The organism is Frankia sp. CpI1-P (genome assembly GCF_001421075.1).
In the GTDB taxonomy this organism is placed as follows: domain Bacteria; phylum Actinomycetota; class Actinomycetes; order Frankiales; family Frankiaceae; genus Frankia; species Frankia torreyi.
Genome location: NZ_LJJX01000070.1, coordinates 19,519 through 30,479 on the forward strand (window position 1 = coordinate 19,519; position 10,961 = coordinate 30,479).

Sequence of the window (10,961 nt, forward strand, 5' to 3'; positions counted from 1 at the left end):
TACAGCGTAGCGGGTGGGTTCGGGCGCGGCGCGGGTGCTTGGGCAGGGCCGCCTCTGGGCCCGAGGCCGGCGCCTGGGCGGCCTCGGGCCCAGGCGCCTGCAGCTCCTGAGGGCACGCCGGCGTGGGCGTAGGCGGAGAGGGATGATTCGACCTATGGCTTGCGGGCCACCGCGCCGTAGCCGTCCACCGCCGCGGCGCCCCCGGCGTCCGGTCGCCACTGCGAGATCGACACCACGCCCGGCTCGAGGAGTTCCAGGCCTTCGAAGAAGCGGGCGACCTGGTCCGGGCTGCGCAGGATGTAGGGGACGGCGCCGGTGTCGTCGTAGCCCTGCTGGGCCTCGTCGAATCCCTCGCTGGTGTTGGTGCTGTCCCACAGCAGCAGATAGCTGCCGGAAGGGACGGCGTCCACCACCCGCGCCACGACCGCGCGCGCCTCGTCGAAGTCGGCGAGGTGGCCGAGGATTCCCATGAACATGACGACGATCGGCCGGGAGAAGTTCAGCACGTTCCTGGCGCCGGCGATGATCTGGTCCGGTTCGTGGAGGTCGCCGTCGACGTAGGTGGTCACGCCCTCCGGCGTGGTGTTGACCAGCAGGGCGCGGGCGTGCGCCAGCACGAGCGGGTCGTTGTCGACGTACACGATCCNGGAGGCGGGGGCGAGGCGCTGGGCGACCTCGTGGGTGTTCTGCATGGTCGGCAGGCCGGTGCCGATGTCGAGGAACTGGTGGACGCCCGCCTCACCGGCGAGGTGGCCGACGGCCCGGATGAGGAAGCGTCGGGATTCCATGGCCAGGGTGACGATTCCCGGGAACGCCTTGATGTAGGCGTCGCCGGCCTCGCGGTCCACCGGGTAGTTGTCCTTGCCGCCCATCCAGTAGTTCCAGATCCGAGCCGAATGCGGCGTCGTCACGTCGATCTTCGGATGGTCCACCGGGTCCGCGGTGCCATCGTGCTGCTCAGNCACGTCTCTCCTCGCGCTAGCTGGGCCGGGCGAACCCGGCGAAGCCGGAAGATCCAGCCAAGTACGCGGCCCGCGGGCCGGATCGGCACGTAGGGCAGTCTCGGCTACCGACACGAGACTAGATCGGCACGGATGGCAGCGGATCAACTACCTAAACATGAGCTTCTGATGCTTCTGAATGTCAGGTGTCGACGACCCGGTCCGGCCGCTCCTTCCCCGGCTAGGGACCGTTAACCTGGCACGAGGCTGCGTCGTCGGGTGTCTCGGTCGTCGGGCGTCGCGGTCGTCGGGTGCCGCGGTCATCGGGCGTCGCGGTCATCGGGCGTCGCACTGCGCGAGGAACGGGGGAGGATGCGGGTGGGTAAAGCCGGCGCGGTGCGCCCGAGCGCCCAGCGGACGCGCGAGCGGCTGCTGCTCGAGGCCGCCNGCATGTTCGCCACCCGCGGATTCCACGGGACGTCCATCGACGACCTCGGCGCCGCCGCCGGCATCAGCGGGCCGTCCGTGTACAAGCACTTCGGCAGCAAGGACGAGGTGCTTGCCGAGCTGNTGATCGACATCGGTCAGCGGATGCTCGACAGCGGGCAGGCCGTCGTCGCGGCCGCGAGCGATGACGCGGACGCGCTGCGCCAGCTCATCGCGTGTCATGCCGGCTTCGCGACCAGCGAGCCCGATCTGATCAGGGTGCACGACCGGGACATGGCGAACCTGTCCGCCGAGGCGGACCACCAGGTCAGGTCCCGGCAGCTCGCCTACACCAGGCTGTGGGTGACGCCCCTGCGCGCCCTGCGGCCCGGTCTCACCGAACGTCAGGCCCAGATCGAGGTGCATGCGATCTTCGGGCTGCTGAACTCGACGAAGTACAGCGACATCGGCACCGCGGCGCGCACCCGGCTGATCGGGATGGNCGAGCGCGCGCTCTCGCTGGCTGCCTGACGGTTCACGGGCGACGGCTCACGGGCAACGGCTCACGGGCAACGGCTCACGGGCAACGGTTCACGGGTAACGGGTAACGGGTAACAGGTAGCCGTCGCTAGCCCGAGGGTCGACGGCCGGTGGCCGGGCCTGGGACGGTGACCCCGACGTTGTCGAACAGGTGGGTGCCGGTGAAGTCGGCGGACACCAGCAGCCGCAGCTCGCCGGCCAGCGGGTCGACCCGGGCGAGCGTGGCGGCGTCGACCACCTCGGCGTAGTCGACCGGCGCCACCGCGGCGATCCGTCGCCGCAGCAGGGAGCGGATCGCCCCCGCGTCCCGTTCGCCCGCCTCGACGGCGGCGACGGCCTCCCTCAGCGCCGCATAGAGCGTGGGTGCGGCGGCTCGGTCCGCGGCGGACAGCCTCCTGTTACGGCTGGAGGCGCACAGGCCGTCGGCGAGTCGGACGACGGGACACGCGACGATCTCGGCCCGGATCGACAGGTCCACGACCATCCGGCGCAGCACCGTCAGCGGCACCCAGTCCTTCTCGCCCGTGTACGCCCGGCACGGGCCGACGATGTTGTAGTACTTCGCCAGCGCCGTGGCCGCCATCCGCAGGAACGACGGGTCCTCGGCGTTCTCCCACGGCGCGGCCAGCTCGTCGGCCGGCACGACGGCCGTGCGTACCGGGAGATCGGGGTACATCTCCGCCACGGCCGGGCGGAACACCAGGTTCACCCCGGCGTCGAACGCGAGGGCCGCGTCCGCGTCGAAGTCCCGGTCGTAGGCGGGGACCGCGTCGGAGGTCACGCCGGGGACCGGGGCCAGGAACAGCGGCATGATCGACAGTTCGCACTCGGCCGCCATGCGCCGGATCACCGTCAGGTGCCCCTCGTGCAGGGCGCCGCTCGTCCCGAAGAAGCCCACCCGTCCACCGGCGGCGCGCACCGCGTCCGCCGCCGCCCGCACTCCGGCGATCGTCGTGACCGTCCGGGCGGAACCCGCGAGGAGCCCGTTCCCGCTCATGGCGTGGCCTCGCCCAGGACGGTGTCACTCGACGTGATCATGGGCAGGTCCAGCACGGAGACGCAGCCGGGCGGCGCGGCGACCAGGGCGGCAAGCACGTTGATCGCCCGGGCCGAGTTGAGCTGGGCGTTGGCCGCCGCCGCCGCGGTCCCCTCCGGCCAGGTCAGGGTGGCGACCAACGGCGGTGACGCGTCGAGTTCCACGGTCCACGCCGGCTCCCGCTCGGTCTCGCGCCAGCCCGCGCCGAGCCCGAGCACGGCGGTCTGCTCGTTGGTGATTGTCAGGTAGGCGGTCGGCCCGCTGTAGGCGGTCCAGGTCCAGCGGACCCCGCCGACCGTGCCCGCCTCGATGGTGAGGCCGCTGCCGGGGAGCGTCACGGTCTCGGCGGCCAGCGCGGTCCGCTTGTCCGTCTGCTCGATCCGGGTGAACGGGACGCTCAGCGCCGCGGCCACCATCCTGGCCGAGGACGTCATCAGCCACAGCCAGCCGGCGTCCAGCGCCGTGGCGCTCTCGGTCTCGCCGGGTGGGAGCCCGAGGCCCAGTCCGTCGCGCAGTTGCGCGGCGGACGGGTAGTGCGCCACGTGGTTGCGCTGAACGGCGTCGATGTGCCGGACGGAGCCGGTGTAGCCGGTCAGGAAGATCGGCAGGACGTCGCTGATCAGGCCCGGGATGTTGCCGCCGGCGGCGAAGGTGGAGCCGCCCGTGCGGCAGGCGTCGGCCAGCAGGGCCTGTTCCGGCTCGCCGTCGAGGAAGTAGCCGCCGAGCCCGGTGTAGACGTTGACGCCGGCGGCGAGCAGTCGGGCGATCGACTCCGGGTCGTAGCCCTGCGCGCTCCAGATCGCCGCGTCGGGGGCCAGCGCGATGATCTCGTCGAGGCTGCGGGTGGTGGTGATGCCGAGCGGGGGGAGGCCCACCACGTCACCCGCGTCGCGACCGGCCTTCTCCGCGCTGTGGACCAGGACGCCGACCAGCTTCATCCGGGGATGGCGGGCCAGCCGGCGGACGTTCTCCGCACCGACCCCGCCGGTGAAGCACTGCACGACCCGGATCATCGCAGCNCCACCACCTGGGCGTTGGTGGCCTTGCCGCCGTCGAACCGCTCGAAGATGTTGCTGCTCGAGCACACCGAGATCAGCGGCGGGAGCGCCGTGCCGTCGCAGGTGAAGGTGATCCCGTGCCCGATCGGCAGCGGCACGTTCTTCGCGCTCTTCACCGCCGCGGTGACGGCGGCGGGGCTGATGTCGCCCCGGATGCCCTGGGCCGCCCGGATGAACGACATCATGCCCTGGTAGCCGATGCCGGCGTAGCCGCCCGTCGGGGTGTCCGGCGCGTACCTGGCCATGATCGCGTCGTAGCGCCGCACCTCGGGATCGTCCTTGCTGATCACGTCGTACGGGGTGGCGACCTGGGTGCCGTCGATGGCGGACCCGACCGCGTCCAGGACGCTGCGCTCCACGCAGGGCTGGGTGATCAGCGTGTCGGCGCTGTTGCCGACGGTCTCCAGGGCCTTGATGACGCTGATGCACACCGTCGACTCGCCGATGACGGCGACCGCGTCGGGCTTGCGCCGCAGCGCCGCACTGACGATCGGGGTGGCGTCCGGGGTGCCGGCCGGGACGGTGGCGACGGTGAAGTCCACCCCGGCGGCCTTGAACGCCGGCGCCCCCAACTGCTGGGCGGCGCCGATGGCGGACGGGGAGTCGATGACGAACGCGGTGAACGATCGGTAGCCCTTGTCCTTGGCGTACTTTGCCCACGCCCGCAGGATCGAGGGGAAGCCGCCCGTCCAGACGAACGAGGCGGGGGAGGTCAGCTCGGGGGCCGTCGCGCCGTTGGCGGTGATGTACGGGATACCGGCCCCGGTCACGATCGGCGCGATCGTCGCGCCCAGGCCCGTCGAGGTCACGACCAGCGCGTCCGCCTTCGCCTCGACCACCTTGTTGGCGCAGGTCCGGGCGGTCGCGACGTCCTCCCTCGTCGGGCAGGTCAGCACGATGTCGATCCGATGGCCGCCGATGCCGCCGAGGTTGTCGTTCGCGTAGCTGACCGCCGCCTTGGCCGCCGCGGTCGTCTCGGGCTGGCTGATCGCCGCCCCGCCCTCGTTCGTGATGATCGCGACGCGCACCGGCGCCGACGCCGACGGCCTCGTGCCGGGAAAGAGGCTCGGGTCCGCCGACGCGGCCGCTCCACCCGCCGCGGAACCGCTTGATCCACAGGCGGCCGTCGTCAGGACGAGCGCAGAGAGCACCGTGCCGGCCAGCGCGCGCGGGGCGATGCCCGCGCGCCGTAACGGGATGATCGACATCGTCGGTCCTTTGCCTGGGAGCCGGGGTCCTCCGCCGAGCGGCCGGCCTGTGCCGGACGTCACAGCGGTGATGCAGGAAGGTAGAGCTCCCACGCCGGGAAAGTCAACGTTCGTTAGCCAGCCACCTTGCGAACCATCGCATCGACCCTGCCAACTCGGGCCTGAAACTCGCCAGTTGACCACTGAAGCGAACGAACGTTAGCCTCTGCGACGACAGGGTCGTATGACCTGCCGCACATTCCGAGTTCGACTCCACCTCGTCGCACCGCCCGCACGCACCGGTCCCGCCTCGCATCGGTCCCGCCTCGCATCGGAGCAGATCAGCAGATGAGCGTCGGCATCGCCAGTGCCGTGGACAGCTTCGCGACAGCGGAGTTGGAGACCTTCCCCCCTGGGCCGCACGACGTCGTCGTCGCGGTCGGCGCAAGCGGGATCTGCGCCAGCGACCACAGCGTGCTCGCCGGCCACCTGCCCTTCGGGCTGCCGTTGGCGCTCGGGCACGAGTTGGCCGGACGGGTGGTCGAGGTCGGCACGGACGTCAGCCGCGTCCGCGTCGGCGACCGCGTGGTCGGGGCGTCGATTCCCGCCTGCGGGCGGTGCTGGTGGTGCCGCCGGCACCTGAAGTACCTGTGCTCCCAGACGCCGGCGATCTGGGCGACGCCTCGCTACCGGACCGACGACGGGCGTGCCGTCAGCGCGTTCTGCGGGCTCGGTTCCTTCGCCGAGACGGCCACCGTGCACGAGCTGTCCGTCGTCCCGGTCGGCACCGACCTTCCCGACGAGCAGCTCGCGCTGATCGGGTGCGGCGTCGTCACCGGGGCGGGAGCGGTCTTCAACACCGCGCGGGTCTCCCCGGGTGACGAGATCGCCGTCGTGGGCGCAGGCGCCGTCGGCCTCGCCGTGATCCAGGCCGCCGCCGTCGCCGGGGCGAGCCGCATCGTCGCGATCGAACCCGTCCCGGCCAAGCGTCGGCTGGCGGCGGACCTCGGCGCGACGGACGTGCTGGACCCGGCGGTCACCGACGACCTCGTCGCAACCGTCCGGGACCTCACCGCCGGCCGGGGCGTCGACGCGGCGTTCGAGGCGGCCGGGCGCGTCGACACGACGCTGGCCGCCTACCGGATGACCCGTGCGGCGGGAACCGTCGTCGCCGTCGGAGCGGCGGAGGCGACCGCGGTCCTCGACCTGGGCGCCTGGGAGCACGTCAGCAGCGGCCGGAACTTCACCAGCGCGGTGTACGGGTCCGCCGACATCGACGTGGACTTCCCGCTGCTGGTGCGCCTGGCGGAGGCCGGCCGCCTGAACCTCGAACGGCTCGTCTCCACACGCATCGGCCTGTCGGCCGCCGACATCACCGCCGCCTTCGCCGACACCGAGTCCGTCCGCACCGTGATCCTCCCCTGACCGTCCGCGGGAACGGCACCGCCGACCGCCGCCCACCCACCGCCGCCCACCCACCGCCGACAGAACGCGCCGGACCCGGACGTGCCGGGTCGGGCCGTGTCCCCCGCGAGCACCCGAAAGGTCGACATGACCCTCTCCGATAGGACCGCGCTCGTCACCGGCGCCGGCCGCGGTATCGGCCGAGCCATCGCCCGTCGGCTCGCCCGCGACGGCGCGGCCGTCATCGTGAACTACGCGACCAGTGCCGAGCAGGCCGCCAGCCTGGTCAAGGAGATCGAGGCGGACGGCGGCGACGCCTGGACGGAGCAGGCCGACGTCGCCAATCTGGCCCAGGTCGACGATCTGTTCACGCGGATCCGGGCCCGCACCGATCGCGTCGACGTGCTCGTCAACAACGCCGGGCGCGGGGCCGGCGGCATGCCGACGCTGGCCGCGACGACGCCGGCGATCTACGACTCCACGTTCGGCCTCAACGCCCGTGGCCTGTTCTTCGTGACGCAGCGGGCGGTCGAGCTCATGCCCGACGGTGGGCGCGTCATCAGCATCAGCAGCGGCAGCTCGTCGACCCGCCAGCCCGGACTGTCCGCGTACGCNGGCAGCAAGGCGGCGATCGAGGCCTTCACCCGCGTCTGGGCCACCGAGCTGGCCCCCCGCAAGGTGACGGTGAACGCGGTGGTCCCCGGCATCGTGGACACCGACCTGATCCGCAACGGGATGACCCCGCAGCTCGCCGAGCACTACGGCAGCCTGGTCCCGCTCGGCCGGCTCGGGCAGCCGGAGGACATCGCGGACGTGGTGGCCTTCCTCGCCGGCGACGATGCCCGATGGATCACCGGCCAGTGCGTGACGGCCAGCGGCGGTGCCTGACCAGCAGCCCTGATCCAGCAGCCCACCCGTCCGCCGTCCGCCGCGGCCGTCCGCCGTCCGCCGCGGCCGTCCGCCGTCCGCCGCGGCCGTCCGCCGTCCGCCGCGGCCGTTCGCTTCCCGCCGCGGCCGTCCGCCGTCCGCCACCCGCCACCCGCCACCGCAGTCAGGAGCGCCGTCGTGCACGTCACCGTCGAGTTCCCCGTGTCGGACCCGCACTACAGCCCCGAGCTGGTGACCGCGGCGGGGGTCACCCGAGTGGTCCAGGCGGCCGAGAGGCTGGGCTACGCGGCGGTCGCCTTCACCGAACACCCGGCGCCGTCGCTGAAGTGGCTCAGGTCGGGCGGGCACGAGGCGCTCGACGTCGTCCCGGCGCTGGCGTTCTGCGCCGCGGCAACGACCCGGCTTCGCCTCATGACGTACCTGCTGGTGCTGCCGTACCGCAATCCCCTGCTCACGGCCCGGGCGGCGGCGACCGTGGACATCCTGTCCGAGGGCAGGTTGACCGTCGTCGTCGGAACCGGCTATCTGCGCTCGGAGTTCCGGGCCCTGGGCGTGGACTTCGACGAGCGCAACCTGCTGTTCGACGAGGCGCTCGAAGTCCTGCGGGGCGTGTGGAGCAGATCCCCCTTCGACTACGAGGGCAGGCACTTCACCGCCGCCTCGATCGCCGCTCTGCCGATGCCCGTCACGCCGGACGGACCGCCGATCTGGGTCGGNGGCAACAGCGCCGTGGCCCGGCGCCGGGCGGCCCGGGTGCAGGGCTGGAGCCCCCTGATGATCCCCGACTCGATCGCCAGCACGACGCGCACGCCCGCCCTGACGTCGTTCGCCCAGCTCAGGTCGGCGGTGACGGAAGTCAACGAGCTTGCCTCTCGGGAGCGCGGACGGGACGTCACCGTCGACGTCCAGCTCCAGTCCCTGCAGAGCACGTGGCTCCAGGACCCGAACGNCTCCCCCGACGAGCATCTGGACTTCCTGGGCCAGGCCCGGGACGCGGGCGCGACCTGGTTCGTCGTNCAGCCCCCCGGGCACAGCGTGGCAGCCTGCATCGACGCTCTNGAGCGCTACGCCGACGTCGTCCGCCTCAGCTCGTCGACGCCGACAGGTCGACCGTGAACTCCTCGCAGACGCCGTGCAGTCGGAGGGTCGCCGGGGCGGTGGACGCGTCGATGTGCCGCAGCGGGCGACGGCAGAGGACCAGGGGATGGTCTGACCAGAGCTGTGGGACTGCGCTCGTCGCCGAGGTCCGGGCGGCACGGCACCCGCTCACCTATCTACCGACGGCGAGCTTCATCCGAGTCTCTCCCCGTGATCATAGAATCACCGCACCGAAGCCTTCGACGCTGGGCGGCTCATGCCGACAACCGAGACATCCGGTGTCTTGTCACAGTGCGCGCGCTAGGATACGGCTGCGTGACCAGTCAGGTACGCAGGGCCNTGCGTGGAATCGCATACGGCACGTCGGTTGCCGCTGTCACTGTCGCGGCGCTTGTGACGCTGCCCGAGGTCGGACCCCTCATCGGCTTCTCCGCGGTAGTCGCGGTCGCAGCCGCGCTTCTGCCCACTCTGTGGCTGGCGGACCGGATTCGACTGGTGCCACCGGCCTCGCTTGTCGCCTNCGGCGTCTCCCTGGCCGTGACGTTCCTCTATCCCGGACCAGCCGTGAATGCCACGGCGAACTGGTGGCTGCTGGAAACAGTCGCGCTGTTGGTCCTCATCGTCCCGGCGGTGCGCCGCCCGAGTCCCCGGACATCCCTGACCCTGGGGACGCCGTTGATCATCACCGTCACCTTGCTGCCGCTGCGGCTGATCCTGCGCGTCGACCCGCATGCGACCTTCGGGCAGGCGAGCAGACTCTGCCTGGCCTGGGCCCTTCTGTCGGCCGCTTCGGTCGGCGGTGGATGCTACCTGCGCTCGCTGGACTCCAGGAGCCGCGCTGCGGTGGTCGCCGAACGCCGGACGCAACGCGTCGACCTGGCCCGTGATCTGCACGATTTCGCCGCTCACGATGTCACCGGCGTCGTCGTGTTGGCTCAGGCCGCGCAGGTCCTTGCCAGGGAGGATCCACGCCGCGCTATCGAACTGCTGCCCCGTATCGAAGCCGCCGGCGCCCAGGCGTTGGCCGCAATGGACCGTACAGTCCAGGTATTTGCCGAGACGGCCAGGGTGGAACGCGGCGAGGTAGTCGGACAGCCGGGCGGCGCGGAGGTCACCCCCCGCTTGCCCCGGGATCTGGGCGAGCTTCCCTCCTTGGTCTCCAGGTTCACCCGAACCGGATCGATCGAGGCATCCCTCGATCTCGCGTCCGGCGCGCTGGAGGAACTGCCGAACCATGTGAGCAGCCTGGGTTACCGAGTGGTGGTCGAGGCGCTCACCAACGTACGGCGGCACGCCGCCGGTGCGACGAAGGTGCGAATCGCCGTGTTCCGCGCGCCCCACGACGTCGTCGCCGAAGCTCTCCATGTCCTGGTCACCGACGACGGACGGCAGTGTCAGTCGCCGCCGGACCTGGCCGATCCCGACCGCCAGGGAGGTGGCTTCGGCCTCACCAGTCTCACCGAGCGGGTCGAGGCGCAGAGCGGCACTCTGGCGGCGGGCCCGCGCATGCAGGGATGGCAGGTCAGCGCCGTGCTGCCCATCACTGCATCGCCCCGGGCGCGACACCAGATGGCCGACGTGGACGGTCCGGCCGAGGTCCGTNCCCCTCCCGCCACGTCACAGATTCGGTGACCGGGACTGCGGTGGCCGACGGGGTACCAGACAAGAGCGTCGGCGATCCGTGGAACGACCTCCCCGAAAATCTGCCGAACGGCCTATGGCCGCGATCACTCCCGGCGGGGGAGCATGGGATTCGTGCCGGAGGTGACCCCAGCCTGTGCCGCGCCGATCACGGCGACAGCGGGCGCGATTTCGGTAACGGATCACGAGAAGTCACTCGGCCAGGAATTCCCGAACTCGACTTCTCCTAGCCTTCCAGCGAGATCACCATTCTACGGGCGGCGGCCCCGTCCAGATCATGCGCTCACGAGCTGTCGGGATGCATGGATCTCAGCACATCGCCGAAAGATGGGTCGCGAAGTCCGCTCTCCGGGACCGGTCGTCGATGTTTTTCGATTCCCTCGAGTTCGACATCGTCACCGCCGAATTTCTTCCTAGTACTACAGCACCAGTGATCTTTATGTGGCTGCTGCCTGCCGGGCGATGNTTTGGGCAGCGTAGATCCGGGTCTGGTAGTGGTAGTAGCGGGCGNGGGCCTGGTGGCCGCGGNGCCAGTCCGACCACCAGGTGATCATGGCGGGTGGGAGAACGGCTTCGGTGAACAGGGCGAAGACATGGCGGATCTCGTTGAGGGTGAACGGTGTCATCATGCGCCTGTCCGGTTCCGGCTGTTCGGCGACCGGCAGGCCACCGGGGAGACGCTTGTATCCCACGGCGGTCATCGTCGGCGGGACGGCCGGCGGGTTCTGGTCGCGGTGTTTCC

At 71.2% G+C, this 10,961-nt stretch carries 8 protein-coding genes and 8 pseudogenes; 9 read left to right on the forward strand and 7 right to left on the reverse strand.

Annotated features, from left to right (window positions below; all coding sequences use genetic code 11):
* Positions 1–152 precede the first annotated feature (152 nt).
* Both FF86_RS59280 and FF86_RS59285 read right to left on the reverse strand, forming a co-directional pair.
* On the reverse strand, positions 153–646 hold a 494-nt coding region (locus tag FF86_RS59280), incomplete at its 5' end, for an SAM-dependent methyltransferase (RefSeq protein WP_242419752.1).
* A 1-nt stretch (position 647) separates the two neighbouring features.
* Positions 648–932: pseudogene (locus FF86_RS59285) on the reverse strand (SAM-dependent methyltransferase); the annotation flags it as partial.
* Between the two features lie 457 nt (positions 933–1,389).
* Between FF86_RS59285 and FF86_RS59290 the strand changes: the two are divergent.
* Both FF86_RS59290 and FF86_RS59295 read left to right on the forward strand, forming a co-directional pair.
* Positions 1,390–1,511, forward strand: a pseudogene (locus FF86_RS59290) (TetR/AcrR family transcriptional regulator); the annotation flags it as partial.
* A gap of 21 nt (positions 1,512–1,532) precedes the next feature.
* Positions 1,533–1,869 (forward strand): annotated as a pseudogene (locus tag FF86_RS59295) (TetR/AcrR family transcriptional regulator); the annotation flags it as partial.
* Positions 1,870–1,995: 126 nt separating this feature from the next.
* Here the strand turns inward: FF86_RS59295 and FF86_RS27910 are convergent.
* The 3 genes and pseudogenes from FF86_RS27910 to FF86_RS27920 form a co-directional block, all read right to left on the reverse strand.
* Positions 1,996–2,904, reverse strand: coding sequence for a pantoate--beta-alanine ligase (locus tag FF86_RS27910; protein ID WP_055871166.1), 909 nt, complete (start codon positions 2,902–2,904; stop codon positions 1,996–1,998).
* On the reverse strand, positions 2,901–3,962 hold a 1,062-nt coding region (locus FF86_RS27915), incomplete at its 5' end, for a dihydrodipicolinate reductase (protein WP_242419753.1). The genes FF86_RS27915 and FF86_RS27910, both read right to left, overlap by 4 nt.
* A 1-nt stretch (position 3,963) precedes the next feature.
* Positions 3,964–5,209 (reverse strand): annotated as a pseudogene (locus tag FF86_RS27920) (ABC transporter substrate-binding protein); the annotation flags it as partial.
* Positions 5,210–5,536: 327 nt separating this feature from the next.
* On the opposite strand from FF86_RS27920, the gene FF86_RS27925 reads away from it, so the two are divergent.
* The 6 genes and pseudogenes from FF86_RS27925 to FF86_RS63275 all read left to right on the forward strand — a co-directional run.
* Positions 5,537–6,613 (forward strand): zinc-binding dehydrogenase, encoded by a 1,077-nt coding sequence (locus FF86_RS27925; RefSeq protein WP_044888100.1) that lies wholly within the window; start codon positions 5,537–5,539, stop codon positions 6,611–6,613.
* 126 nt (positions 6,614–6,739) lie between these two features.
* Positions 6,740–7,206, forward strand: a 467-nt coding sequence (locus FF86_RS59300; protein WP_242419754.1) for an SDR family NAD(P)-dependent oxidoreductase, incomplete at its 3' end; no start/stop codon positions are given.
* Position 7,207: 1 nt separating this feature from the next.
* Positions 7,208–7,480, forward strand: a pseudogene (locus FF86_RS59305) (SDR family oxidoreductase); the annotation flags it as partial.
* Positions 7,481–7,711: 231 nt separating this feature from the next.
* Positions 7,712–8,196 (forward strand): TIGR03619 family F420-dependent LLM class oxidoreductase (locus FF86_RS59310; RefSeq protein WP_396230145.1); only part of this gene is annotated, 485 nt, incomplete at its 3' end.
* A gap of 1 nt (position 8,197) precedes the next feature.
* A pseudogene (locus tag FF86_RS59315) lies at positions 8,198–8,429 on the forward strand (LLM class F420-dependent oxidoreductase); the annotation flags it as partial.
* 1 nt (position 8,430) lies between these two features.
* A pseudogene (locus FF86_RS63275) lies at positions 8,431–8,496 on the forward strand (hypothetical protein); the annotation flags it as partial.
* A gap of 68 nt (positions 8,497–8,564) precedes the next feature.
* Here the strand turns inward: FF86_RS63275 and FF86_RS36720 are convergent.
* Positions 8,565–8,750, reverse strand: coding sequence for a hypothetical protein (locus FF86_RS36720; protein ID WP_044888097.1), 186 nt, complete (start codon positions 8,748–8,750; stop codon positions 8,565–8,567).
* Positions 8,751–9,142: 392 nt separating this feature from the next.
* Between FF86_RS36720 and FF86_RS27945 the strand changes: the two genes are divergently transcribed.
* A partial coding sequence (locus FF86_RS27945; RefSeq protein ID WP_242419755.1) for a sensor histidine kinase occupies positions 9,143–10,180 on the forward strand: 1,038 nt, incomplete at its 3' end.
* Positions 10,181–10,748: 568 nt separating this feature from the next.
* Here FF86_RS27945 and FF86_RS27950 read toward each other — a convergent pair.
* Positions 10,749–10,961, reverse strand: a pseudogene (locus FF86_RS27950) (IS701 family transposase); the annotation flags it as partial.